This is a genomic window from Shewanella sp. BJSY2023SW001 (genome assembly GCF_047314685.1).
In the GTDB taxonomy this organism is placed as follows: domain Bacteria; phylum Pseudomonadota; class Gammaproteobacteria; order Enterobacterales; family Shewanellaceae; genus Shewanella; species Shewanella indica.
Genome location: NZ_JBKORF010000022.1, coordinates 138,267 through 163,093 on the forward strand (window position 1 = coordinate 138,267; position 24,827 = coordinate 163,093).

The 24,827-nt window shown below is 49.4% G+C and carries 23 protein-coding genes; 21 read left to right on the plus strand and 2 right to left on the minus strand.

Annotated features, from left to right (window positions below; translation table 11 throughout):
- Positions 1–210 precede the first annotated feature (210 nt).
- From ACMHXH_RS05625 to ACMHXH_RS05665, 9 genes are all read left to right on the plus strand, one after another.
- A complete protein-coding gene (locus ACMHXH_RS05625) occupies positions 211–1,227 on the plus strand; it encodes a YqaJ viral recombinase family protein (protein WP_145573996.1) in 1,017 nt (338 codons plus the stop codon).
- A 209-nt stretch (positions 1,228–1,436) separates the two neighbouring features.
- On the plus strand, positions 1,437–2,396 hold the full coding sequence (locus ACMHXH_RS05630; RefSeq protein ID WP_413737765.1) for an AAA family ATPase: 960 nt from the start codon (positions 1,437–1,439) through the stop codon (positions 2,394–2,396).
- The gene (locus ACMHXH_RS05635; RefSeq protein WP_088585949.1) at positions 2,396–3,163 is read left to right on the plus strand and encodes a hypothetical protein; all 768 of its coding nucleotides are present in this window, start codon (positions 2,396–2,398) and stop codon (positions 3,161–3,163) included. Before ACMHXH_RS05630 ends, ACMHXH_RS05635 begins: the two co-directional genes overlap by 1 nt.
- A 98-nt stretch (positions 3,164–3,261) precedes the next feature.
- Entirely contained in the window at positions 3,262–4,215 is a 954-nt protein-coding gene (locus ACMHXH_RS05640) for a DUF3150 domain-containing protein (RefSeq protein WP_145574000.1), read from the plus strand.
- A 61-nt stretch (positions 4,216–4,276) separates the two neighbouring features.
- Positions 4,277–4,717: a hypothetical protein gene (locus ACMHXH_RS05645; protein ID WP_022614431.1), complete on the plus strand. Its 441-nt coding sequence runs from the start codon at positions 4,277–4,279 to the stop codon at positions 4,715–4,717.
- A 69-nt stretch (positions 4,718–4,786) separates the two neighbouring features.
- On the plus strand, positions 4,787–6,442 hold the full coding sequence (locus ACMHXH_RS05650; RefSeq protein ID WP_413737768.1) for a VWA domain-containing protein: 1,656 nt from the start codon (positions 4,787–4,789) through the stop codon (positions 6,440–6,442).
- Positions 6,443–6,525: 83 nt separating this feature from the next.
- Positions 6,526–7,023 (plus strand): RadC family protein, encoded by a 498-nt coding sequence (gene radC / locus ACMHXH_RS05655; RefSeq protein ID WP_413737770.1) that lies wholly within the window; start codon positions 6,526–6,528, stop codon positions 7,021–7,023.
- On the plus strand, positions 7,023–7,364 hold the full coding sequence (locus ACMHXH_RS05660; protein WP_087504538.1) for a plasmid-related protein: 342 nt from the start codon (positions 7,023–7,025) through the stop codon (positions 7,362–7,364). The genes radC and ACMHXH_RS05660 overlap by 1 nt, the downstream gene beginning before the upstream one ends.
- A gap of 89 nt (positions 7,365–7,453) precedes the next feature.
- Positions 7,454–8,527 (plus strand): primase-helicase zinc-binding domain-containing protein, encoded by a 1,074-nt coding sequence (locus tag ACMHXH_RS05665; RefSeq protein WP_262678477.1) that lies wholly within the window; start codon positions 7,454–7,456, stop codon positions 8,525–8,527.
- A gap of 184 nt (positions 8,528–8,711) precedes the next feature.
- Here ACMHXH_RS05665 and ACMHXH_RS05670 read toward each other — a convergent pair whose 3' ends face one another.
- A complete protein-coding gene (locus ACMHXH_RS05670; protein WP_115389053.1) occupies positions 8,712–9,338 on the minus strand; it encodes a glutathione S-transferase family protein in 627 nt (208 codons plus the stop codon).
- A gap of 242 nt (positions 9,339–9,580) precedes the next feature.
- On the opposite strand from ACMHXH_RS05670, the gene ACMHXH_RS05675 reads away from it, so the two are divergent.
- Both ACMHXH_RS05675 and ACMHXH_RS05680 read left to right on the plus strand, forming a co-directional pair.
- Entirely contained in the window at positions 9,581–10,183 is a 603-nt protein-coding gene (locus ACMHXH_RS05675) for a TetR/AcrR family transcriptional regulator (protein WP_115389052.1), read from the plus strand.
- 61 nt (positions 10,184–10,244) lie between these two features.
- A complete protein-coding gene (locus tag ACMHXH_RS05680) occupies positions 10,245–11,258 on the plus strand; it encodes a zinc-dependent alcohol dehydrogenase family protein (RefSeq protein ID WP_115389051.1) in 1,014 nt (337 codons plus the stop codon).
- A gap of 13 nt (positions 11,259–11,271) precedes the next feature.
- On the opposite strand, the gene ACMHXH_RS05685 is transcribed toward ACMHXH_RS05680, so the two are convergent.
- Positions 11,272–12,183, minus strand: a complete 912-nt coding sequence (locus tag ACMHXH_RS05685) for a LysR family transcriptional regulator (RefSeq protein ID WP_115389050.1) — start codon at positions 12,181–12,183, stop codon at positions 11,272–11,274.
- 160 nt (positions 12,184–12,343) lie between these two features.
- On the opposite strand from ACMHXH_RS05685, the gene ACMHXH_RS05690 reads away from it, so the two are divergent.
- The 10 genes from ACMHXH_RS05690 to ACMHXH_RS05735 all read left to right on the plus strand — a co-directional run.
- Positions 12,344–13,309, plus strand: coding sequence for an aldehyde dehydrogenase family protein (locus ACMHXH_RS05690; protein WP_206194664.1), 966 nt, complete (start codon positions 12,344–12,346; stop codon positions 13,307–13,309).
- A 356-nt stretch (positions 13,310–13,665) separates the two neighbouring features.
- The gene (locus ACMHXH_RS05695; protein ID WP_052324032.1) at positions 13,666–14,832 is read left to right on the plus strand and encodes an alkene reductase; all 1,167 of its coding nucleotides are present in this window, start codon (positions 13,666–13,668) and stop codon (positions 14,830–14,832) included.
- 342 nt (positions 14,833–15,174) lie between these two features.
- Positions 15,175–16,566 carry an NAD-dependent succinate-semialdehyde dehydrogenase gene (locus ACMHXH_RS05700; protein WP_006814859.1) on the plus strand — a complete coding sequence of 464 codons (1,392 nt, stop codon included), beginning with the start codon at positions 15,175–15,177 and terminating at the stop codon, positions 16,564–16,566.
- Positions 16,567–16,642: 76 nt separating this feature from the next.
- Positions 16,643–17,059 (plus strand): organic hydroperoxide resistance protein, encoded by a 417-nt coding sequence (locus ACMHXH_RS05705; protein WP_115389049.1) that lies wholly within the window; start codon positions 16,643–16,645, stop codon positions 17,057–17,059.
- A gap of 1 nt (position 17,060) precedes the next feature.
- Entirely contained in the window at positions 17,061–18,218 is a 1,158-nt protein-coding gene (locus ACMHXH_RS05710) for an iron-containing alcohol dehydrogenase (protein WP_115389048.1), read from the plus strand.
- Between the two features lie 12 nt (positions 18,219–18,230).
- The gene (locus ACMHXH_RS05715; protein ID WP_115389047.1) at positions 18,231–19,268 is read left to right on the plus strand and encodes an NADP-dependent oxidoreductase; all 1,038 of its coding nucleotides are present in this window, start codon (positions 18,231–18,233) and stop codon (positions 19,266–19,268) included.
- 9 nt (positions 19,269–19,277) lie between these two features.
- Positions 19,278–19,955 carry a type 1 glutamine amidotransferase domain-containing protein gene (locus ACMHXH_RS05720; protein ID WP_115389046.1) on the plus strand — a complete coding sequence of 226 codons (678 nt, stop codon included), beginning with the start codon at positions 19,278–19,280 and terminating at the stop codon, positions 19,953–19,955.
- A gap of 213 nt (positions 19,956–20,168) precedes the next feature.
- Positions 20,169–21,137, plus strand: coding sequence for an IS5-like element ISEc68 family transposase (locus ACMHXH_RS05725; protein ID WP_413737785.1), 969 nt, complete (start codon positions 20,169–20,171; stop codon positions 21,135–21,137).
- Positions 21,138–21,319: 182 nt separating this feature from the next.
- On the plus strand, positions 21,320–22,909 hold the full coding sequence (locus ACMHXH_RS05730; protein ID WP_413737777.1) for a sensor domain-containing diguanylate cyclase: 1,590 nt from the start codon (positions 21,320–21,322) through the stop codon (positions 22,907–22,909).
- Between the two features lie 852 nt (positions 22,910–23,761).
- Positions 23,762–24,827 (plus strand): IS3 family transposase gene (locus tag ACMHXH_RS05735; protein ID WP_413737779.1). Its coding sequence is split into 2 segments (ribosomal slippage), with 1,067 coding nucleotides annotated over them: positions 23,762–24,005 and positions 24,005–24,827; the frame shifts between segments, so codons are not numbered across the junction. This gene is flagged as partial in the annotation.

The window sequence follows — 24,827 nt, forward strand, 5'->3', positions numbered from 1 at the left end:
TCTTCCATGACTAAATCAGCCTCACTTTTTCGCTTGGTATTGGTTGTTGCCCTTGTCTTAGGTTCGATTCAAGCCGTAAAGCGGCAATTGATTCGGTTCAAGCAAGTGTTGTTCAGCACCAAACAGCGTTAGCGCAAGCTGCAAAGTAACCACTTAACCCTGAAGGGGAGTTCTCTCCTTCGGGGGAGTCTCCCCCTCAAAGGAGGCAATATGAAGGTTATCGACCTATCACAACGTACTCCTGCATGGCACCAGTGGCGCATTGCAGGGGTTACGGCATCTGAAGCCCCAATTATTATGGGGCGTTCACCCTACAAAACACCTTGGCGATTATGGGCAGAAAAAACTGGATTCGTATTACCGGAAGACCTGTCGAATAATCCAAATGTGCTTCGCGGTATAAGGTTGGAGCCTCAAGCAAGGCGAGCATTTGAGAATGCGCATAATGACTTTCTTCTGCCGTTATGTGCAGAAGCCGATCATAACGCAATCTTTCGAGCCAGCTTTGATGGCATCAACGATGCGGGCGAACCCGTTGAACTGAAATGTCCTTGCCAGTCAGTTTTTGAGGATGTGCAAGCTCACCGAGAACAAAGCGAGGCGTACCAGTTGTATTGGGTACAAGTACAGCATCAAATACTGGTCGCCAATAGCACGCGTGGTTGGTTGGTATTCTATTTTGAGGATCAACTGATTGAGTTTGAAATACAACGAGACGCGGCGTTCTTAACTGAGTTGCAAGAAACGGCGCTTCAGTTTTGGGAGTTAGTTCAAACTAAAAAAGAACCGCCAAAATGCCCTGAGCAAGATTGTTTTGTTCCCAAGGGTGAAGCCCAATACCGTTGGACATCGCTGTCTCGACAGTATTGCTCAGCACACGCCGAAGTGGTCCGACTGGAAAACCACATTAAATCTTTGAAAGAGGAAATGCGAGATGCTCAGTCGAAATTGGTCGCTATGATGGGTAACTACGCTCATGCCGACTATGCTGGGGTCAAACTCAGCCGCTACATGATGGCAGGTGCGGTGGACTATAAGCAATTGGCCACCGATAAATTAGGCGAGCTGGACGAACAGGTTTTAGCTGCTTACCGAAAAGCGCCACAAGAGCGGTTGCGTATCAGCACCAATAAGCCAGAGCAGCCCGTTGAAACACCAATCAAAATCAGTCTTGAGCAAGAGAACTTGGTTCTGCCAGGTGACTCGCCGAGCTCATTTTACTTTTAACGTTCACTTGGAGCCGATTTCGGCTCCTTTCTCATGCGCTTACATCGAGAGCATCAGAAAGCAGTTTCACTCGTAGCCAATGCTGGGTACGAATGATAGAGCGAGCTGAACTCTTATATACACAGCCATACCACAATCAACACACCACCCGACGGGGACTTCATTCCCTGTTGGGGCATGGGGCCTCGTCAAAACAGATGAGGTTTACCATGACTGAACAATCCCCATTTTTGGTTCAAGTGAATCAAGCGTTTAATGTCCCGGCTCCTGATGCTTTCGTTCTGGAAGGATTTAGTGCCGACACTACCCATCCAAACATTCCCGTTCGCAAGGACGAGTATGTTTTTAGAAAAGAAGACTTACGTGACGTATTGGCGTTCTTGTCTCACCCAGAAGGTGACGGTTTGTATATTACAGGCCCCACGGGATGCGGTAAGACCTCGCTAATTTGCCAAGTTGCTTCTCGATTGAATTGGCCTGTTCAGCAAATTACTGCGCATGGTCGATTGGAGTTGTCCGATCTTATCGGTCACCACACGCTGGTTAATGGCAACATGACCTTTGTGTATGGACCGCTAGCACTGGCTGTAAAGCATGGCCATTTGCTGATCATTAATGAAATGGATCTTGCTGAGCCTGCTGAATTGGCTGGACTCAATGACATTTTGGAAGGTGCCCCGTTGGTCATCGCACAAAATGGCGGTGAGATCATCATGCCACATAACAAGTTTCGTTTTATCGCTACCGGCAACAGTGCGGGCAGCGGTGACCAGACGGGCTTGTATCAAGGTGTGCTTCAACAGAATTTGGCTTTCCTTGATCGCTTTAGAATCATTGAAGCGACCTATGCAGAGCCATCTGTAGAGGAAGCCATTCTGGAGAATGTTACGCCGGGCTTGCCAGAGGTCTTTCGCCAAAAAATGGTGAAAGTGGCTGGTGACATTCGTCGTCTCTTTATTGGGGGCGCGGATGGCGGTGCAGAGCTTAGTATCACCATGTCCACTCGGACCTTGGTGCGCTGGGCAAAGTTAACACTTGCTTTTAAAGGCGCTCCTAACGCAGTGGAGTATGCACTGGTTCGGTCTTTGACGGCTCGTGCTGAGTTGGAGCAACGTGAAGCCATTCACCGTATTGCCGCTGATGTCTTCGGTGACCACTGGGAGGATTGATGATGGAAAAGTGCTTTGCTCTTTACCGTTACAGTCATTCTGATGGGACAGCCAAAGAATGGGCCATTTACGTTGGATCTGATACCCAGGAGATTGAAGTTCGGTTTGGAAAAGCTGGTCAATTGTCGCAGCAGCGATTGATTGACTCGACTGATCCTAACGCAGAAGCAGACCGACGAATCAATGAGAAAATCAACAAGGGTTATCGATTGGTTGGACACGTCGGCATTGATCATCAAGGGCGGCCATTTGAACTTTCAAATGCGCTTGATAGCGTCGCGTGCGCCAATAACGTCAGTTGGGAGTTTCGTACTCGCAAGGACGTCAATGGCCAAATCTCGCTGGCGCAAAAAGCGTTGTTCGATATGGCAAAGCTGCTTGAAGCCTATGGCTTGGCTGTTATTGATGAAAACCAGGTCAGGATTGGAGCATGGTCATTAGGGTTTTGCAAAAGCGGATTACCTAGTACCAATCAAATCAGCATGGTGTCAGGTGAAGGCGCTGGCATTGTTAACACTGATGATGGCCCGTGGCCATTGTTGCTGTTACTGGCCTTTAAGCGTCAATTACCAGCATTGTGTTCACTCACAGTAGCGAGTCCTGAAGGGATAGAGGTATCCGACCAACTGAAGTTGGAAAAAGATGTATTGCGGTTGCTAGGCAGTGATTTAGAGCGGGTTCGCCCGATAGCTGAAGCACTGGACTTAATGCCTGTGAAAATCGATCTCAACCAATCGTCGCCTGATTCGCAAAATTACTATTTCTGATAGTGATGTTGCCATTAGCGCGTCAACTACTACCACCCAAACGGGGGCCATTGCTCCTGCTGGGAGTGGTGCGTCCCCATCTCGCATGAGGATGCACTATGAGTATTCAAACCCTCGACAAACTTTTGATTTGTCACATCGACTGTTCCATCTGGAGCGGTAGAAAAAAACTAAGGCCTGAAGATTTCAGACTAGCCAATGGCAGCCAACTTCCACCGAAGGATGTTGCCAGCTTAGGGAGTAAAAAAATTTGCGACCCTGAGGCATTGGCGAACTTTGAAAGGCTTAAGAAAGAAGCGCAGCGCTTGTGTGAGCAAGTCGGTGTGCGGTTTTTAGGTGGCTATGCCGTCCCTGAAGACCGAATTGATCAGATTGTTCCAGAGCTTGACCGGATCGGTCAGGAGTTTGCGCAGTGTAAGCAGTTGTTCTTGGACAACTATGATCAGGTGACGTTTGACTGGGTTGCAAAACACCCGGAATTTGCAGATGCAATCCGACGTGCATTATCACCCGTCGAAGACGTGGAACAACGGCTTCAGTTCGATTATGCCATCTATCGAATGCAACCGGCTGAACAAGCTGGAGGCTTAGATGACAAGGTCAATGGTATGGGACACACCCTCTTTAGGGAGGTGGCTCGTGATGCCAATGAACTGTTTGAGCGTTCCGTTGCAGGAAAGAATCAAATCAGTCAGCGAGCCCTTAATCCGCTCAAGCGATTAAGAGACAAGTTGGATGGTTTGTCCTTCCTGGATCATCGAGTTCAGCCGATGGTTGAAGCGATGGACAATTTATTTGTTCGTCTGCCGAAGACCGGCCCTGTGACAGACAATCTCTATTACGAACTGATGGCGACCATTTTAATTTTGTCTGATCCAGACAAGATGAGAATGCACGGTGAAGGTCAATTGGATATCAGACAACTGATGCCCAAACCTGAACCCAAACCCGCACAGCCAGTATCTGCTCAGGCAGATAACTTACGTGCAATACCACAACCAACCGTCAGACCAAACCTTGGTTCGACTGTACCAAACTCATTTTATTTCTAACGTCCTTGAGGGCATGTTGCCCTTAAGGGCGCATGTCCTCTGAACTATGTAAGAGGAAATTATGCAATCAACCATCCATAACCCCAGCCAACTGAACCAGTTTGAAGCACATTTTCGTGGTGTGACTGATGCGGTTGAAAGTGAATCGATACCAGAAGTGGCGTGTTGTCGAACGTTAGTACAACGGTCGTACTCAACACATAGTGTCTTGATCCCCAAGAACCCTGTTTTGATCGCAGATGCGGACGCACAAGGAGTTTGGGTAACGGCCATGGTATTTGTTCCAAACATGGCATTGCAGCAAACCGCTTATGAGCGGGCCTGGCTGCAATATCAACACGAGGTGTCTACTCAGTTACAAGACCAGTACGGTCTGACATTGGATGACATCCTGAGTTTAGACCAGCTTAAAACGTCATTTGAGCAGCACGAGAGTCCAGCTCAATTGGTGGCTTGGTTAGGTCAAAAATACGACCTGGATAAGCTAAAAGCACAGGTTTAAACACTTACATTCCCAGCGGGGAAACGCTCCCGCTGAGGGAGTATTCCCCCTAATGATTAGGAGACTCCCATGAATCATCCATTAAAAAACGCACTGCCAATCGTTGCCGCCGCTTATGGCGAAAAGTTTGGTGTGAAGGTGCTTATTCAAGGACAAGATGCGTTTACCGATGGTGAGCGGATTGTGATCCCAACAGCAAACCCAGACGACCCACACTATCAACAGATAGCTTGGGGTTATCTGGCTCATGAAGCGGCGCATATTCGGCATACCAATTTTGACATGGTGAAGAAGGCGTCGTCTAAGCCGATCCGTAAGGCACTTCTCAATATTATTGAGGATGTGCGCATTGAAAACGAATTGGCAAAGGATTACCCCGGAACCCGGCGCAGTATTTCGCAAGTGATTGAGTACATGGTGGACACACAGCAAATGTGTGTACCTGAACAGCCTGAGCCTGCATCTAACTTGCAAGCCTGGTTGTTGTTTCGCTTGAGATGCCATTTTCTGGGCCAGAAAGCGCTGACGCCTTTGTATCAAGCTGTTGATGAAAGAGTGAGACAACTCTTTCCTGCCGCAGCGATGAGCCGGTTAAGCGCCATGCTGACAGCAGTGCCTAGCCTGGCATCTACAGGTGAAGTGCTGAAACTTGTCGATGCCATCGTTGCCATGTTGGAAGAAGAATCTCGTCCACCACAGGATGAGTCTGATGCTGATGGCGGTGATGACATTGGACAAGATGTGAGTAATGACAGCAATAGCAGTAGTGACAGTCAAACCCCGGAAACAGGTTCGTCTGCAACAGGGGATGCTGCTGAAACGAGTGATTCTGATAACTCTGATCAAGCTGACAATTTGCGACAAGCCTTAGAGGCCAGTGCCGCTCAGTTTGAACCCGATACCTTTGCCCAAGTGGCAGAAGTGTTGTCGGAACAAGCTGAAGGACATCTGGGCGTCACACCACTCAGTTTGCCCCAAGCAGAGCAGGCTATGTTGGGTGATGAGGCTATCTTGACCTTATCGGCGTCTGAGTCTGCTCAAATTCGAGCCCGACTTAGGGGCATGGTTCAGTCCAGTCAGGACAATCGGAATCATGCCAAACGGCACGGTCTTCGAGTGGCAACCCATCGTCTTGCCGCTTCACAAGCCGGTGAGTCGAGATTGTTTATTCAAAGGCAGCCGCGCATTGCGCCCAATGCTGCTGTGCACTTGCTTGTCGATATATCGGGTTCAATGGGTAAGCCCATTGGCGAAGGTAATCGAAAGTACTTTCATGTTGCTAATGAAGCCGCTTTGGCTTTGGCCATGGCACTGGAAGGCATACCGGGTGTTGTACCTGCGGTCAGTTATTTTCCTGGTATTCATCAGGAAGTTTCTATCGCGTTATTGCCCAAGCAATCGGTTCGACATCGGGCCGCCAGTTTTGACCAAAAACCACGAGGTTGTACGCCTATGGCACAAGCGATGTGGTTTGCGGCAAACAGTTTGTTAGCGCAAAAACAGAAGCGAAAGCTAATGATAGTGCTAACGGATGGTGACCCAGATGATTGGGCTGCCACGCATGACATTGTTGACCGGTGCAGACGAAGTGGCTTTGAGCTGCTGGGAATAGGGATTCAAACACGCAGTGTTGAGAAATTCTTTCCTCAAAGCATCGTGATTAACGACGTCAAAGATCTAAAGCGTGAGTTATTCGAAGTAACACAACAACTGTTAATTCAGTAACCACATCAATTTTACCACCCTGCGGGGACGATTCCGTCCCCTTCAGGGCATGGGTTCGTCTCCGCTTTTTTTTGGAGACTCCTATGAAAAACAGAAAGTTCTTAGCTGGCGAAGAAGCCGGTACTTACATCGTTCCTGAGCAAGTGACTGAAGCGGATATTTTAGATATGGCGCTTAAGCTTGCCCGTGGTCGATTGAGTAAAGGTCGAAAAATTGAACAGCCATCGTCGGCGTTCTCATACCTGCAAACACTGATGCACGAGTATGAGCACGAGGTTTTTGGTGTGCTGTTTCTTGATACAAAGCATCGCGTCATTCGATTTGAAGAGCTGTTCAAAGGCACTTTAGATGCGGCGAGCGTGTATCCAAGGGAAGTAACAAAACGAGCGCTAGAACTTAATGCGGCAGCAGTGATACTGGTTCATAACCATCCATCGGGTGATCCTGAACCCAGTTTAGCTGATAAACGCATTACTCATCGACTTCGTGACGCCTTGTCACTTGTTGATATTCGAACGCTTGACCATGTTGTGGTCGCATCCGAGGGCTGCGTTTCGCTTGCCGAGCGCGGTTATCTTTGATGAATGGGCGCATTGCCCATTCTCCTCCATCACAAAAGCAGTCCCATCAACACACATCATCACAGCTCGAATTTCTATTTGAGTTTGATGATGCCCCAGTCACTTGGTCTGACACGGAAATCTGGCAGTTACGCGAAGGCATTCTATTGGATGCGATCCGTGTATTGCTGGATGGTCGCGTCAGTACTCGGTTGCGCAAGGATGTGTTGTCGTGGATTCAAAATGACGAATTAGCGCCATTTTGCTTTCGTGTTTGCGCAATGGCTGCGGTTGTCGATCCTGATGTGCTTCGTGATTCCATCATGTGGCTATTAAGACGACATGGTATCCAGCTTGACTAACGTTCCTGCATTAACCAAACGGCTGAATGCAGGACCCAAGCTGACTTACCACCTGTGGTAGGAGTCGGCTTTTTACTTAAGGAGGTTATATGGCGATACCTTTACAGATTGAAACAGTGAGGCCATATCTTAATGGTCAATGGCTTCAGGTATTGGCGGCATTGGTGCCAGAACTTGATGCCGCTATTGCTCGAAAAGGCCGTCATGTGGCTTGCCCTGTTCATGGCGGTCGTGATGGCTTTAGGCTGTTCAAAGATGCTGAATATACCGGAGGTGGCGTTTGTAACACCTGCGGTATCTTTCATGATGGTTTTGAACTGTTGTCTTGGATCAATGGATGGAACTTTGCTCAGTCTATTGAGGCAATCGGCCAGGTTCTTGGTATTCAACCCGGACAAATACAAGCGCCTACTCGGCCAATACCGAGTAACGCTGTTGATTGGAAGGCTAAAAAGCAGGACGAGGACAAAGCGATTATCCATCGCTTGAATCAAACCTGGGGAGAAACGCTATCTCTTGCAGATACTCGTGCGCAACCAGTTTGGAACTACTTGCATCGTCGTGGCATTGTGACGCGGCTTCGCCCTGAATGGGATTCGGTGCTGAGGTTTCATCCAAGCTTGCCTTACCATGATGAAGATGGTCTGTTTATCGATAGCTACCCAGCGCTGCTAGGTAAAATCGTTACTCAGCAAGGGCGTTCGGCCACGTTTCATCGGATCTACCTAAGTGAAGATGGATTCAAAGCGCCGGTTGAAAAGCCTAAAAAGATGATGCCGATACCAAGTGACAGAACAATCACAGGTGGTGCCATTCCGATAGGTGAGCCTGGTGAAGTACTAGGTGTTTCTGAAGGTATAGAAACGGCCCTAGCGGTAACCAGAGCAACGGGGCAAACATGTTGGTCGGTTGTGAATGCAACGCTACTGGCTAGGTTTGAACCACCAAGTAATGTGAAAATGCTGTACATCTGGGCAGACCACGATCTCTCTGAGACCGGCCTGAATGCAGCGAATGAACTCAAGAAAAAAGCCTGGCAAAAAGGCATTCTGACACAAGTCTTGATCCCTCCGATACCAACGTCACTCGGCGTGAAAAGTTGGGATTGGAATGATGTGCTGAATGTTTACGGTGCCATGGGCTTTCCGAAAGTTCATCTCTGATCCAAGGGGCTTCGGCCCCTTTTTTTGCGCCTTGCATATTTGAAAAAACATGGAGAATGAAAAATAGATAACCAATAGGAGAAACAAATATGATGGTATTAACCCTGTTAACAAAGCAGATTGATGGGAAAGCTCGGCCATTGAAGAGGTGCTAAACACCTCAATCAGACCTACAGGTTTTATACTAGTTGGCTAAACGGTAGGTACCACCTCTGGTTAAGGCAGATTGGTATGCGGGGCGGGCTTGGAGCCGTTTGATCCAAGCTGTCAGGTTGGGGCGTTGGTGTAATAGACCAAATGAGCCTGCAATCTCCCCAACAAAGCTCATCTGGATATCTGCGGCACTGAACAGTTCATCTAGCAGAAAGGTTTTACCCTCCAACGAAGCTTCAACAAAACCCAAATGATTATCTAGTTCGCTGTTTATGCGCGGCTGCAGAGCTGCACCTCCATCTCCCAGAGGATCAACATAAACCTTCAACAGCAGAGGAAGCATTGCTGATCCCTCAGCGTAGTGAAGCCATTGCACATATTGCTCATACGCCCGGCTTTCAGGAGTAGGGTGCAGGAGGTCTCCAGCATATTTTCTGATGAGATAATCAATAATTGCCCCGGATTCATGGATGATGAAATTGCCGTCTTCAATGACCGGCGACTTACCTAATGGGTGAATGTGCAACAGCTCTGGTGGCGCCAAATGTGTAACCGAATCACGCTCATAGCGTTTAATGTCGTACTCAAGGCCTAGCTCTTCGAGCAACCAGAGAATACGCTGTGAGCGCGAATCGTTTAAGTGATGAATGAGGATCATATATAACTCCGGAAGATTTGTGCGAGATGAGTGAAGAGGCGGTTTTGCTGGGTGACTACCCACTCAAGTGTTAGATTGTTACTATCTCACATCATATACGACCAGTCTAATCATAATGCACCGCCGTCTTGCAGCCAAGCGTAATAAAAGTATTCGGTCGAGCGTTTGTTTTCCATAGGTTTCCGTGCACAACCAGAGTCTCTAGTCTAGACAATTGGTCTAGTCCGGCTTAGAATCTACCTATGAAATCAAAAGTTAATGTTCACGATGTACGTAGTCATATCTTGGAAACCGGCCAGTGTATTATCAGTGGTAAAGGGTTTAGTGCTGTCGGATTGAGCGAAATTCTGAAGACCGCTGGTGTGCCTAAAGGGTCCTTTTATCATTATTTTGGATCCAAAGAGGCCTTTGGTGAGGAATTACTAAAGAGCTATTTTTCCGGCTACCAAGCGTCTCTGGAGGCACTGCTCTCTCGACCGGGTTTGTCCGGAGCAGAGCGATTGATGAGTTACTGGGAAGCCTGGCTGGAAACTCAGTCGGCCTGCGACCCGAAAGGCAAGTGTCTGGCGGTCAAACTTGCAGCCGAAGTTAGCGATTTATCCGAAACTATGCGTATTGTGTTGCAGCAGGGAACAGATCGAGTTATCGCAAGACTTGCCCGAGCGGTTGAAGACGGCATTGCTGATGGCTCGTTATCTGCTCATCTGGATGCGAAAACGACAGCGTCAACTCTCTATCAATTATGGTTGGGTGCGAGCTTGCGTGCGAAAATCACACGCAGCCGTGAGCCCATGGAGTCTGCGTTTGAGGCAACACAAGGTTTGCTGGGGTTAAAAAAGAACTAATCGGTAAAAATTTTCATCCAGTTATAGACGACCAGTCTATTTATAAAAATAGGGAATCCTTATGAGAGCAGTTGTTCTGCGGGCCCCGGGTGGGCTGAATCAATTAGAGCTGAGAGATCTGCCCGATCCTGGTCAACCTGGAGTGGGACAGATACGCGTGGCAATACATGCAACCTCCCTCAATTTCCACGACTTACTGGTCGCTAATGGGAGTATCCCAACCACTGATGGGCGAATTCTAATGTCTGACGGTGCGGGAGTGGTCGAGGCTGTGGGTGAAGGCGTGACTGAGTTCGCTGTTGGCGAAAGTGTTGTGTCTAGTTTTTTCCCTCAATGGCAGGACGGTCGCGCATTTGATGATGTGGGCAGTTTCCGAAGAACGCCAGGTGATGGAATAGACGGTTACGCGACTGAGTATGTGGTGCGGCCAGCACACTATTTTACCCATGCGCCTTCGTGTTGGGGCCATTCCGAAGCAGCGACGATCACCACAGCTGGCCTGACAGCATGGCGGGCTTTGGTGGTTGAGGGGGGAATCAAGGCCGGTGATAGTGTGCTGTTGCTCGGCACCGGGGGGGTATCTATTGCAGCCTTACAGATTGCCAGAGCCATGGGCGCGCGCGTCATCGTAACCTCCTCCTCTGACAAAAAGCTTGAAAGGGCTCGGTCTCTTGGGGCAACCGATGTTATTAACTATCGGACGAATCCTGATTGGGGTACTGAAGTGCTCGAATTGACGAATGGACGGGGTGTTGACCACGTTGTTGAGGTCGGTGGACCTGGCACGCTTGCACAGTCCTTGCAGGCGGTTCGCGTTGGCGGCCACGTAGCTTTGATTGGCGTGTTGACAGGACGAGGTGGCGATGTACCCACCTCGTTGTTGATGGCCAAACAGGCTCGCTTGCAAGGGTTGGTGGTTGGCAGCCGTCGTCAGCAGCAGGAATACGTTGCAGCGTTGAAACAAAACAATCTTCGCCCAGTGATCGACTGCAGTTTCCCTCTAGATCGTTTAGCGGATGCTTTTCGGCTTCAGGAAAGTGGTAGCCACTTTGGCAAAATCGTTGTTGAGTGGTAGCCGCAGGGCACTCCTATAGTTTAGTGCTTTCTTGCGCCGGGAATGCCTGCTGGAGAAGTGACAGTATCCACTTGTGCAGCGGGTCCCGGCTTGAGCGAGGGTGCCATGCGGCAATGACATCGAAGCAGGGTGGCGAGTCATCGAGCAGGATCGGACGAACCAGCGGATTCGGCAGAATGCGTGAGGGCAGGAAGGCTATGCAGTCGGTTGAGGCGATACAGGCCGGTGCAGCTGAGAAGCTCGGTACCGACATGACGATATTTCGGCTGTAGCCCTTGCTCGCAAACCAGTCATCCGCTGAACCGATCAGGTTTGCCCTTGTCGGGGAGACGATAATCTGAGGCAAGTCGGCAATGTCTCCAATGGAGAGTTGCCGGTTTTGCAATGGAGAGTCGCTCCTTGTTACGCAGATGTGGTGCTCGGAGAACAACCATTTCGTTTGACAATTATTGGGGACGAACGCCGGAAAGGTTAAAGCCAGATCGAGGTCTCCAGAGGTCAGGAGCGGATACAGTCTATCGCTTTCAAAGTCCCTGATAATCAGCTTTAGCCCTGGAGCTTGAGCTCTTACCTTCGCCATCAACCTGGGCAATATAACTGCCACAGCATAATCCGTTGCGGATATCGCAAAGGTCGTTTGCACCTCGGCAGGATCGAACCTGTCAGGCGGTGCTAATGCCGCAAGACTCTCGAACACTGCATTTACTCTTGGCTCAAGCTGTTCGGCGAGTGGCGTGGGAATGATGCCCTGTGCGGAGCGCAAGAATAGATGATCTTGAAACGTGTCCCTTAGCTTGCTCAGTTGAGCGCTTACAGCCTGCTGAGTAAGGCCCATCTGGGCGGCGGCACGTGTCACGTTTCGCTCTTTTAAGAGTGCTTTAAAGACCCGTAGCTGCTTTAGGTCGATCAGACTAATATCATTCATATTTGTATTTGTAACAAATAATTACTGTTTCTGTTTGTGATATTACCACCGTAACATTGCCCTTGTCATGACTCGGTACCAGGTGCACGCGCAATTTTGAGTGCTAGTTCGCTATGGATTGTGTTTGGAAACGATGTTTCGGCAAAGGTAGGAGCAGAGAATGAGTCATAGTGCCACTAAAGAGAAAGCGCTAGAGAATATTAAGCCTAGCTATCGAATGCTAATTGGCGGGCAATGGGTAGACAGCCGGTCTCGCCGGATGATCCCAACGGTTAGCCCTGCCACAGGAGAAACATTCTCACATTTGCAGATGGCCAGTAGCGAAGACGTGGATTTGGCTGTAAAGGCTGCTCGTGAGGCTTTTCCCCGTTGGAGCAGCACATCTCCGATGGAGCGTCAGCGCGCGTTGCTCTCGATAGCGGACTTGCTTGAGGCTCGAGCACAAGAGTTTGCGTACTTAGAAACTCTGGATAACGGTAAGCCTTTGCGGGAATCCAGCCAAATCGATATCCCGCTGGCCGTTGATCATTTTCGTTATTTCGCGGGTGTTGTTCGCTCGCATAGCGACGAGGCAACGCAACTTGATAATCAGACTCTGAGTTTGGTGTTGAGTGAGCTTATAGGTGTCGTCGGGCAGATTATTCCGTGGAACTTTCCTCTGTTGATGGCGGCCTGGAAGTTGGCTCCGGCCCTAGCGGCTGGCAACACGGTTGTTATCAAACCATCAGAGATGACCTCGATTACTTTGCTCACTTTGGGAGAGATTCTTAACGAAGTATTACCTCAAGGAACCGTCAACATTGTTACCGGCGACGGTCCTGAGGCTGGACAAGCGCTACTTGATCACCCCGATGTCGACAAGTTGGCATTTACCGGATCGACAGCCGTTGGATATCGCGTAGCTAAAGCCGCGGCTGAAAAGCTAATACCGGCGACTCTAGAGCTGGGTGGAAAATCGGCCAACATTGTGTTCCCGATGCGAATATCGAGAAGGCTTTGGAAGGGATTATCATATCGATTTTCCTCAATTAGGGAAAAGTGTGTGAGTCCGGCGCTTGACTGTTTGTCCATCGGGCTATCTTTGACGAATTTATTGGTGTGCTTAAGGAGCGTTTTGAGGAGATAAAAGTTGGAGATCCTTGGACCTTAACACTCAAATGGGAAGGCAGTTCAGCCAGCAACAGATGGAAAGGATCCTCGGCTATATCGATCTGGCGACTCAGGAAGGCGCAAGGATAATTATTGCGGGAGCGACTGGTTGTTGCGAGTCTGGCCCGTAGTTGCTTTATCTCTCCGACGATTATTGTAGATGCCAGCAACAAAATCCAGTATTGGTCGGGAGGCTCACAAAATGGTGCTGGATAGTTACACCGAGAAGAAAAATATTATTATCAGCCTGAATGAGTCCGGTCTGGGGCTCTTTTAATGTAATGGAGCACTGTTTGCTCCGGTATGAAAACTTTATTTAAAGGAAATAGCGTTATGAATGTAAACCCTCTTTTTGAGCCCTTTCGTCTGGGTTCGCTTGAACTGAAAAATCGTATTGTTCTGCCGCCTCTCACGCGTTCAAGAAGCACTCAGCCAGGAAATATTCCGAACGATCTGATGGCTGACTACTATGCGCAGCGGGCTTCTGCTGGCTTCATGGTCACAGAAGGCACGCAGATAGAGCCCAGAGGTCAGGGGTACGCTTGGACGCCGGGTATTTTTACAGCGGCACAAATTGAGGGTTGGAAAAAAGTAACCGGCGCTGTTCATCGTGAAGGCGGCAAAATCTTTTGTCAGCTGTGGCATGTAGGGCGAGTTTCTCATAATTCTCTTCAGCCGGACGGACAGGCTCCGGTAGCACCCTCAGCCATTCGTGCAGAAGGTGTGAAAGTGTTCGTAGAAACAGCACCAGGGGAGGGCGCACTGGCTGATCCGGATGAGCCCCGCGCACTTTCAACCGAGGAAATTCAAGAGCTTGTGAAGCTATATGCTCGCGCTGCTCGTAACGCCGTGGAAGCCGGCTTTGATGGCGTAGAAATCCACAGCGCGAATGGCTATCTGGTTAACCAGTTCATCTCAGAGCATACTAATCATCGGACGGATCAATACGGCGGAAGTTTGCGGAACCGCCTGCGCTTCCTGGAAGAGATTGTGGCCGCAATTTCAGAAGAAGTGGGGGCTGAGCGCTTGGGAGTGAGGTTTGCTCCCTTATTCGAGAGCACGGAAGAGGCACGTGTTTATCTGGGATTGGTTGAAACAGACCCTCACGAAACCTACCTAGAAGCGGCAAAATTGTTAGAGCGCATGGGTATTGCCTATATTTCTATCGCTGAAGCCGACTGGGACAATGCACCAGAATTGCCTGACAGCTTCTGCAGTGCGCTCCGAGGTGCTTTTAGTGGCGCTCTGATTTATGCAGGCCGATACACTCCGGAGAAAGCGCTTCGTATGCTTGATGCTGGATACGGCGACTTGTTCGCTTTTGGGAAGCCGTTTATTGCAAACCCGGATTTACCGTATCGAATACGGCAAGGGCTGCCTTGGAACGAGGTTGATCCCACAACAATGTACGGTGGAACTGACAAGGGATATGTCGACTACCCCACCTACGATTCGCAGGCTGCCTCGGCGCCCAGAATACCTGAGAAGGTGTCGGACTAAATTTATCATCGTTCTGGATATGCGGGACATGTTGATAACGTCGGCACGGGCCTGTCCAGTTTATGGTGGAAAGGTGTGGCATGTTGAAATACTGATCCGAGAGAATTCATGAGGCGGACTAACGACCTTTTGAGGGGTTGTTACCCTTAAAGATTATAGTTATTTCAAAAAAATTATAGACGACTGGTCTATTCGAGGTTAAGCTGAAACTTGGCATGATAAGCAATTAGATTTCATGTTTTTATTTTCCCGGTCATCTAGATGACCGGTCTAGTAGTTTGCGGGTTATGAATAAACTCGAGATTTACAACCCAAACGCGCCCCACGCGAAAGGATTTAATTATGGCTTATGAAACACGAAACCCTTACACCGGCGAACTCTTGGAAGCGTACCCGGACGCGACCGATACTGAAGTTAATCAAGCTATTGAAAATGCTCATGCGGCATTTTTATTGTGGAAGGAAACTGAGTTTGCAGAACGTGCCTGTGTAATGCACTCCGCCGCAACCATATTACGTCGTGACGTCGATTTTTTTGCCAAGTTGTTGACAGTTGAAATGGGCAAGCTTGTCTCCGAAGCTAAAGCCGAAATCGCCTTGTCAGCGGATATCTTTGACTATTATGCCAACAATGCAGAAGCCTTACTGGCGCCTGAAAAGCTGCCAGTAGCCAATCCCGATGAAGGTGATGCTGTTCTGTCCGCAGAGCCTTTGGGGGTCTTGTTGGCAATTGAGCCGTGGAACTTTCCGTTTTACCAAGTGGCTCGTATTGCAGCGCCACAATTGTCTGCTGGCAATACCATGTTGCTCAAGCATGCCTCGAATGTTCCGCAGGCAGCTGCAGCATTCGAAAAATTAATGTTGGAGGCGGGTTTGCCCCAAGGGGCGTTCAAAAACCTTTATGCGACACGTTCGCAAATCGAAACCATCATTAACGATCCACGTGTCCATGGCGTTGCGCTGACCGGATCGGAAGGTGCGGGCTCGATTGTTGCCTCACAGGCAGGCAAAGCACTGAAGAAATCCACGCTCGAACTTGGAGGCGCAGACGCGTTTGTGGTGTTGGCCGATGCGGAAATGGAGAAGACCATTAATTGGGCGGTCTTTGGACGGCACTGGAATGGCGGTCAAGTCTGTGTCTCTTCTAAGCGCATGATCGTCGTTGATGACGTATATGACCAATTTTTTGAAGGTTACACCGCCGGCGTTGCGAAGCTTCGGGCAGGTGATCCGGCGGATCCTACCACGACGTTAGCGCCCCTGTCTTCCGAGGCTGCTGCAAACGAGATTAAAGACAAGATACGCCAAGCAGTTTTTTACGGAGCTACGGCAACGGAAGTTGGGCCAAAGGTTCCCAGTTCGGGTGCTTTTGTACAACCGACCATTCTGACTAATCTTTCAGAAGATAACCCGGCTCGATATTGGGAATTCTTCGGCCCAGTCTCGATGCTGTTTCGTGCGAAGGATGAGGTAGATGCAATACGCATTGCCAATGATTCACCGTTCGGGCTTGGCGGGTCTGTATTTACTGCCGACCCAAAGCGTGGTGCTGATGTTGCGAAACAGATTTCTACTGGGATGGTCTTTGTAAATCACCCGACCATGGCCAAGGCTGACTTACCTTTCGGTGGTATCGGGCGGTCGGGCTACGGTCGAGAACTGATCGGGCTCGGAATCAGGGAATTCGTCAACCACAAGCTCATTTCGGTGGTTGATATTGATGCGCCATTCTAGATGGTGAAGCACTAAACGATGCCCTCGAGGTATTTTGTTTTTAACCGTTCGATAGTCGAAAGAGGAGTGATAGATCATGAAAATCTTCTACAAAACCGCGGCGACGGCAACGGGCGGACGCTCGGGAACTTCAACCCTGAACGACGGCAGCTTTTCGGTCCAAATGGTTCGACCCGATAGCGATGAAGATGGCGTAAACCCTGAACAACTGTTTGCACTTGGTTATGCGGCCTGTTTCGACAGCGCGATGGAGATCACCGCAAAACAGCTCAAACTGAATGCCAAGGGGGCAAAAACTTCAATCGAAGTGGGTATCGGCCAACGATCCGATGGCGGATACGGGCTTGACCTCGACATCACTGCTCACTTGCCGGGCATGGCCCGCGAGGACGCACAACGCCTGGTCGAGGCGACACATCAGCTTTGCCCCTACTCCAATGCTACCCGCGGAAATATTAATGTCCGCTTACATATTGAAACTGAAGGAAACTGATATGAAAAATTTCAACTTTCACAACCCTACCAGAATTTTGTTTGGCAAAGGCAGTATTGCGGAGCTGAAAGATCAGGTTCCCGCTGATGCGAAAGTTTTGATTCTATATGGCGGTGGCAGTGCCGAACGTACGGGTGTGCTGGACCAAGTACGCGAAGCTCTTGCTGGCCGGGCAATCCTGGAGTTTGGAGGTATTGAACCTAACCCACGCTATGCTACAACGCTAAAAGCAGTTGAGATGATTCGCGAAAATGCCGTTACTTTCTTGCTTGCCGTTGGCGGCGGGTCGGTCATCGACGCCACCAAGTTTATTGCGGCGGCGGTAAAGTATGACGGTGACGCCTGGGACATTCTTACCTCACGTGGATCAGTCATTACCCAAGCGGTGCCGTTTGGCTCTGTGTTGACGCTACCAGCTACGGGATCCGAGATGAACTCTGGCGGGGTGATTACCAACCCAGAAAAAGAGGCAAAACTGCCGTTTAGTAGCCTTTATTGCTACCCGGTTTTCTCGGTTCTGGATCCGGAGGTCACCTACACTCTGCCATCTCGCCAGATTGCCAATGGTGTGGTGGACGCCTTTGTTCATACGATCGAACAGTATCTTACCTATCCAGTGGCCGCGCGGGTTCAGGACGGCTTTGCCGAAGCCCTGCTGCGCACATTGATTGAACTTGGCCCCAAGGCGCTTGAGACACCCGAAGATTATGACATTCGTGCCAATTTGATGTGGACTGCGACCATGGCTCTGAATGGGCTTATTGGTGCAGGTGTACCTCAAGACTGGGCCACTCATATGATTGGGCACGAAATTACTGCACTGAATGATACGGACCACGCCCGCACGCTGGCGGTTGTGCTGCCATCATTGATCGATGATCAGCGCGAAGCTAAACGTGAAAAGCTTCTCCAGTATGCCAGCAATGTCTGGAATATCCGCGAAGGATCCGATGATGAACGAATTGACGCGGTAATCGAAGCAACGCGCGGTTTCTTCGAGCAGATGGGTATCAAGACTCGGTTAGGCGACTATGACGTTGATGCTGACGGAATCAATCACATCGTTAGTGCCTTAAAGGAACACGGAATGACTGCACTTGGGGAACATAACGCTATCGGCCCCGATGAAGCTCGTCGCATTCTTGAAGCTGCTTTGTAGGAGGAGTCGAACATGAAACAAACAGACACCGCAAACCGCAAGCTCGTGTTGGCGAAGCGCCCTACGGGCGAGCCGACTCTGGACACACTAAGGCTAGAAGAGGAGGCGATTCCTTCTGTCGGTGACAATCAGATGCTTTTGCGTACCGAGTACTTGTCACTCGACCCGTATATGCGCGGCAGAATGAGTGATGCGCCTTCTTATGCTGCACCGGTTGAGGTCGGCGATGTCATGGTTGGCGGCACGGTTGCCAAAGTGGTTACTTCGAAGCTTGATGGCTTCGCGGAGGGCGACTGGGTGCTTAGCTTCAACGGCTGGCAGGATTACGCTCTTTCCGATGGTGAAGGGGTTACTAATCTTGGCGTTTCGCCAGAGCACCCATCCTGGGCACTTGGGATCTTAGGCATGCCTGGGTTTACCGCCTGGGCTGGCCTGACGCAGATCGGTGAGCCCAAACCCGGGGAGACAATTGTGGTGGCCGCGGCGACGGGTCCGGTCGGCGCAACCGTAGGCCAAATTGGCAAACTGCTGGGCTGCCGTGTTGTTGGCATCGCAGGCGGGCCGGAAAAATGCGCCTATGCGGTTGACGAGCTGGGTTTCGATGCATGCATCGACCACAAGGCACCAGACTTTGCGGATCAGCTTGCCAAGGCCAGTCCGGACGGCATCGATGTCTATTTCGAAAACGTGGGCGGCAAGGTTCTGGATGCGGTGATCCCGCTTTTGAACCCGCATGCGCGTGTGCCGGTGTGTGGACTGGTCTCGCAATACAACGCCACCGAACTGCCCGGCGGGCCAGACCGAATGAATTGGTTAATGGGGCAGATTCTTCGGAACAAGGTAAAGGTTCAAGGATTTATCATCTTTGACAGTTTCGGTCACCTATATCCGGAATTCGCCAAACAGATGGGTGCTTGGGTGGAAAGTGGAAAAATCAAGTATCGCGAAGAGGTCATTGGTGGCTTGGAAAATGCCCCGGAAGCCTTCATCGGCCTTCTCAACGGCGATAACTTTGGCAAGCGCGTGATCCGCGTTAGCACCACAAAATAGGGGAATTACATGAAAATTCTGATGATACTCACGTCCCATGACGAACTTGGAGACACTGGTAAAAAAACAGGCTTCTGGCTGGAGGAATTTGCCGCGCCCTATTACGTCTTCAAGGACGCTGGGGCCGACATCACCCTGGCCACGCCCAAGGGTGGACAGCCTCCCATTGACCCGTCCAGCGATAGCCCGGACGCACAGACTGACGACACTCATCGTTTCAAGGGCGATGCCGAGACGCAAAAGCATCTTGCGACTACGCTGAAACTGTCTGACATAACAGAAGTCAGGTTCGATGCAATCTTCTATCCCGGTGGCCATGGCCCGTTGTGGGACCTGGCCGAAGATGCTGACAGCAAACGCCTGATCGAAGCCTTTGCCGCCGCTGACTTGCCTGTTGGCGCCGTCTGCCACGCCCCCGCCGTATTCCGCCACACTCAAGGCACAGACGGCAAGCCCTTGGTCTCAGGGCGACGTGTGACAGGCTTCACCAACACAGAAGAAGAGGCTGTTGGCCTGACCAACGTTGTGCCCTTCCTGGTCGAGGATATGCTCAAAGCCAATGGTGGCAATTATGAGAAAGGCGCCGATTGGGCCAGCTTTGTGCTGCGGGACGGCAAACTCGTCACCGGTCAGAACCCTGCCTCATCCGCTGCCGCCGCGCACGAGATTCTGGCGTTGCTGAAATAACGGAAAACGACGACCGAATTGATCCAGCGCCACTATGAAGCCTCCTTCTATTCCGAATAGGTCGGGATAGAAGGAGGGGGACTTCGTACATCGTTCAGTCAGGGAGAAAACGCATGAGAATAATCAATCCAAGGGAAGGTGCGAATAAGTCCGAGATGTGAGATCATCGTGTTGTAACCTGAACCCAGAATGAGTAACCGGATGAGCTAGCAACTGACTTTTGCCGACAGTGAGTTTTCCAGTAAACGCCGCCAGACCCGCAAAGAAGTTTTCCTTGGCAGAATGGATGACTTGCTTCCCTGGGACAAATTACTTGGCGTTATCGAGCCTGTGTATCCCAAGGCCGGTAATGGTCGCAGGCCCTATCCGCTGGAAACCATGCTGCGTATTCACTGCATGCAGCAATGGTACAACCTGAGCGATGAGGCCATGGAAGATGCCCTCTATGAAATCGCCTCCATGCGCCAATTTGCTCGCCTGTCACTGGATAAAGCCATTCCAGACCGCACTACCATCATGAATTTCCGGCATTTGCTGGAGCAGCATGAACTGGCCCGCAAAATCTTCAGTACCGTTAATCACTGGCTAGCAGAGTGTGGCGTTCTAATGACCCAGGGCACCTTGGTGGATGCCACCATCATTCAAGCCCCCAGCTCTACCAAAAACAAACACAACAGCCGTGATGAAGACATGTACCAGACCAAGAAAGGTAACCAGTGGTACTTCGGCATGAAAGCGCACATTGGCGTGGACGCCAAAAGTGGCCTGACCCACAGTCTGGTGACCACGGCGGCTAACGAGCACGACCTCAATCAGGTTGGCAAGTTACTGCATGGCGATGAAGAATTTATCTCAGCCGATGCTGGTTATCAGGGGGCCGAAAAGCGCGATGAGCTCAGCGATGTCAGCGCAGACTGGCTTATCGCCAAGCGTCCCGGCAAAGTGAATGCATTGAAGCAACACCCGCGCAAGAACAAGCTGGCCATCCGTTACGAATACCTGAAAGCGAGTATCCGAGCGAAGGTTGAGCATCCATTTCGGATAGTAAAATGTCAGTTTGGTTTCGTCAAAGCCAGGTACAAGGGGCTGGCTAAAAATGACAGTCAACTGGCGATGTTATTCACCCTGGCGAACCTGGTTCGAGTTGACCAATTGATACGGGCACAGGCGAGATCTACCTGAAATGAGGAAATTGGCCTGAAACAGGGCCAAAATCAGCCACGAAGAGACGATTTTGGGCTTAAAATTGGAAAATTGAGCCACAGGACGTCGATAAAGGACGGTTTGGGGCGTCATATCGGGAGCTGCGGACCACTTAATCGCAGCTTCCTTAACTTGACCACTACAAATGGGTGACTTAATTTATGGAATATGTGGGTGAATCAAAACGGATGAAAGACAAGTTGAATTTGAGGCAACTTATTCTGATTCTAAGCATCTTTAGTGTATTGGTCACTCTTCTGAACGCTTTTTACTCCATATATCGTGTCCAACATGACCTCATTGTCACCAACACCATTGAATCCAATCGTGTTTACGCTGAAAAAATGGCCGAAATGACGGACACTTTCATTGAATCAGCTTTGTCTCAATTGGAGTATAGCGCACTTACGCTTGGGAGTAGGATAGGTGATTCAGATGCGTTGCAACAAGAAGTAGATCGATTAAGAACCCAAACTGACTCTTTTAACTCTGTAGTCATCGTCAATGCGAAAGGGGTCATCATTTCCGTTTCACCAGAAACAACACGAGTGAAAGGTGTCCAATTAACAACAGACAGTTCGCTACAATCGTTGAACGCTAAGGCTCCAATCGTCACGAATCCGTTCGTATCCCCGGCAGGTAATTATCTAATAAGTATTTCGTACCCTATCTTCTCCGCACAAAAAGAGTATTTAGGTTACGTTAGCGGGAGCATTTATCTCGATAAGAAAAACATATTAATGAGCATACTTGGGCACCATGGCTACAGAGATGGGTCATACCTCTATGTTGTGGATAAAAATCGGACATTGATTTATCACCCTAATAAACAACGAGTGGGAGAAGTCATTGTCAATAATGAAGCAATAAATGAGGTGATTCAGGGAGAGAAAGGTGGGAAAGTTATCATTAACTCTCAGGGTATTGATATGCTTGCTGGGTACGCACCAGTCAATTATTCTGGTTGGGGGATAGTTGCTGAGAAATCGGAAAGCCTCACTCTGTCAGTGCTTAATGACCAAATGTGGAGTGTATTTGTGGCAACGCTTCCAATTGGTGCGCTCACGCTTTTAATTATTTGGATATCTTCGGTTTTTATCTCAAAACCATTATGGCAATTAGCGAGTGTCGTCAAAAACTTTGAAAGCCACACTTCGACTAAACGAGACTTAAATAAAGTGAAACCTTGGTATTTTGAAGCGTCACACCTGAAGCGTTCATTCGTCAGTACATTCAATATTGTATCCAACACAATTGATCAACTGCACCTCGATACCTTAACTGATTCTATGACTGGGTTGTTAAACCGCAGAGGTTTAGATAAGGCCATTGATAATTTGCGTATACAAAACACTCCATTTTCTGTGCTCGCTCTGGATGTTGATTACTTCAAAAAAGTGAATGATACCTTTGGTCATGATGTCGGTGATACTTTACTCATCAGTGTGGCAAATATGATCAAGGCGCAGGCGCGAGAGGTGGATATTGTCTGCCGATCTGGCGGAGAAGAGTTCATGGTTTTTTTAGTTAAAGCAGACATACGTCAGGCTGAGTACGTTGCCGAGAGAATTCGAAAGTCCATTGAATCCAATGAGTTTGATGTCGTAGGTCACGTGACGATTTCTATCGGAGTATCCCAATGGTTAGCCGAAAGAGAGCCGATTAGCGCCATTCTTAAAGGTGCTGATGATGCACTTTACCAAGCAAAACATAACGGTAGAAATAGAACTGAGGTATATAAGTTCAGATGATAAAATAAATGGATACTGATCTGAACACTCATCTAAGCGAGTTTGTCATACTTTAGATAATTTTTACTTAATTGTGCTACAACAGTTTTGCCCAGAAACGTGTTACAAAGAGTGGTCAAGTGTGTGTACCATTTTCCCATTTTAAATCTGTGCTTGACGCGTGCTAAAGAGATCCAATGAAATCATATTTCATGGTCCTTGATATCCAAAAAAATCCTCTTAAATGCAAGTAATTACAAGAGCTTAAGATGAATTCAAAATCCGTTGCCTTCGGGCGTAGCGGTTCAAGTCCGCTCACCGGTACCATACATAGAAAGGTCGCTTTTATAGCGGCCTTTCGTCGTTTTAGGTGTTTGAAAATGTTCTAATTTTCAGGTGCTTACCTCAAAACTCCTTTCCTGCTATCGCCTCTTTTCTTCCCAAAATAGACTCCCTTTATCTGTCTTAGAATTTCTCCCATGGTCCATATATGGTTCATCGCATGACGATTCTGTGCACAAGGGAATCCCAGTAAATCCAACAAACTCCGGTGACTGCTAACTCGTAAGCTAGTATTACCAAGGGCTGCGGAGTGGACGAACCATGGTCGTACCATGGTGACTTTACGGTGCTATGCGCTTCTGGTTTGGCTGCTATGTGGTTTCTGATCGTTTTGACGGATTGTCGAAAACCGTTTTGTTATGGGTAGAGAAGTGGACCCCGATGGTTGGACACATAAGCTAATTTCTTAAGTGGTTGATCTTGCTCATGCAGCGTATCTTTGTCTGCCGAAGTAGACTTCATCAGGAGTGATCCGCCCCGATAGTTTTGGACACCACGCTAAGCGAGTAAAATCGTTTAACGAGGTGAACAATGACATCAAAGACCAAACGACAAACCTATACATCTGAGTACAAAGCTGAAGCCCTTAAGCTAGCAAAAATCAAAGGGGTAAGCGCCGCCGCTAAAAAGCTGGGTATATACGACTCCCAACTCTACAACTGGCGTAATGCCGCAGAGAAGAATACGAACACCAGTCAGCGCGAAGCTGAGCTCACGGCCGAAGTGGCGCGACTCAAACGCCAGCTCGCAGAGCAAGCAGAGGACCTCGCCATTCTAAAAAAGGCGGCTACCTACTTCGCGAAGAATCAAAAGTGAACCGGTTTGCATTCATGCTTGAGCACCAGCATCGCTTCTCGGTAAAGCGTATGACTGTTGTGCTCAAGGTCTCGCGTAGTGGGTATTATGCATGGCGTAACGCCAGCTCCGAGCTTGGTAAACGACAACTGAAACGTGATGACAGGGATAGGAAAATCAAGGCCGCATTTGACGCCAGCAAACAGCGCGATGGTGCCCGACGCATTCAGGCCGAACTGGCAGATGACGGCGAGAGAGCCAATGTAAAAACCATTGCTGATAGCATGAGACGGCAACAGCTCGTGCCCAAAGCAGCCCGCAAATTCAAAGTGACGACTAACAGCGACCATCGCCTTCCTGTAGCGCCAAACCTGCTTGGGAGAGACTTTACCGCTGCGGCGCCCAATGAAAAATGGGTGGGCGACATCACCTACCTAATGACCAGCGAGGGCTGGCTGTACTTGGCCGTTATCATCGACCTTTACTCACGCGCTGTCGTAGGGTGGGCGATGAGCCCCCGAATGACAGCTGACTTAACCTGTAATGCGCTCCGTATGGCACTGTTTCGTCGCGGCATGCCCACAGGAGTCATCGTTCACAGCGATAGAGGCAGCCAGTACTGCTCACACGCTTATCGAAACCTAGCTTTGGCGCATGGTTTGAAGATAAGCATGAGCCGTAAAGGGAATTGTTGGGATAATGCTTGCGCCGAAAGCTTCTTCCACTCGTTGAAGGTTGAAGCGGTGCAATACGAGCCAATCATGAATCGAGAAACAATGCGTCGGGCTGTGTTTGAATACAT

Bases quoted from the DNA above. Each gene is read 5' to 3' on its own strand.
- ACMHXH_RS05690 (WP_206194664.1), top strand. From the start codon at position 12,344: ATGAGTCATAGTGCCACTAAAGAGAAAGCGCTAGAGAATATTAAGCCT.
- ACMHXH_RS05635 (WP_088585949.1), top strand. From the start codon at position 2,396: ATGATGGAAAAGTGCTTTGCTCTTTACCGTTACAGTCATTCTGATGGG.
- ACMHXH_RS05695 (WP_052324032.1), top strand. From the start codon at position 13,666: ATGAATGTAAACCCTCTTTTTGAGCCCTTTCGTCTGGGTTCGCTTGAA.
- ACMHXH_RS05670 (WP_115389053.1), bottom strand. From the start codon at position 9,338: ATGATCCTCATTCATCACTTAAACGATTCGCGCTCACAGCGTATTCTC.
- ACMHXH_RS05660 (WP_087504538.1), top strand. From the start codon at position 7,023: ATGAATGGGCGCATTGCCCATTCTCCTCCATCACAAAAGCAGTCCCAT.
- ACMHXH_RS05640 (WP_145574000.1), top strand. From the start codon at position 3,262: ATGAGTATTCAAACCCTCGACAAACTTTTGATTTGTCACATCGACTGT.
- ACMHXH_RS05720 (WP_115389046.1), top strand. From the start codon at position 19,278: ATGAAAATTCTGATGATACTCACGTCCCATGACGAACTTGGAGACACT.
- ACMHXH_RS05680 (WP_115389051.1), top strand. From the start codon at position 10,245: ATGAGAGCAGTTGTTCTGCGGGCCCCGGGTGGGCTGAATCAATTAGAG.
- ACMHXH_RS05730 (WP_413737777.1), top strand. From the start codon at position 21,320: ATGGAATATGTGGGTGAATCAAAACGGATGAAAGACAAGTTGAATTTG.
- ACMHXH_RS05625 (WP_145573996.1), top strand. From the start codon at position 211: ATGAAGGTTATCGACCTATCACAACGTACTCCTGCATGGCACCAGTGG.
- ACMHXH_RS05710 (WP_115389048.1), top strand. From the start codon at position 17,061: ATGAAAAATTTCAACTTTCACAACCCTACCAGAATTTTGTTTGGCAAA.
- ACMHXH_RS05650 (WP_413737768.1), top strand. From the start codon at position 4,787: ATGAATCATCCATTAAAAAACGCACTGCCAATCGTTGCCGCCGCTTAT.
- ACMHXH_RS05630 (WP_413737765.1), top strand. From the start codon at position 1,437: ATGACTGAACAATCCCCATTTTTGGTTCAAGTGAATCAAGCGTTTAAT.
- ACMHXH_RS05645 (WP_022614431.1), top strand. From the start codon at position 4,277: ATGCAATCAACCATCCATAACCCCAGCCAACTGAACCAGTTTGAAGCA.
- ACMHXH_RS05665 (WP_262678477.1), top strand. From the start codon at position 7,454: ATGGCGATACCTTTACAGATTGAAACAGTGAGGCCATATCTTAATGGT.
- ACMHXH_RS05700 (WP_006814859.1), top strand. From the start codon at position 15,175: ATGGCTTATGAAACACGAAACCCTTACACCGGCGAACTCTTGGAAGCG.
- ACMHXH_RS05715 (WP_115389047.1), top strand. From the start codon at position 18,231: ATGAAACAAACAGACACCGCAAACCGCAAGCTCGTGTTGGCGAAGCGC.
- ACMHXH_RS05705 (WP_115389049.1), top strand. From the start codon at position 16,643: ATGAAAATCTTCTACAAAACCGCGGCGACGGCAACGGGCGGACGCTCG.
- ACMHXH_RS05685 (WP_115389050.1), bottom strand. From the start codon at position 12,183: ATGAATGATATTAGTCTGATCGACCTAAAGCAGCTACGGGTCTTTAAA.
- radC (WP_413737770.1), top strand. From the start codon at position 6,526: ATGAAAAACAGAAAGTTCTTAGCTGGCGAAGAAGCCGGTACTTACATC.
- ACMHXH_RS05675 (WP_115389052.1), top strand. From the start codon at position 9,581: ATGAAATCAAAAGTTAATGTTCACGATGTACGTAGTCATATCTTGGAA.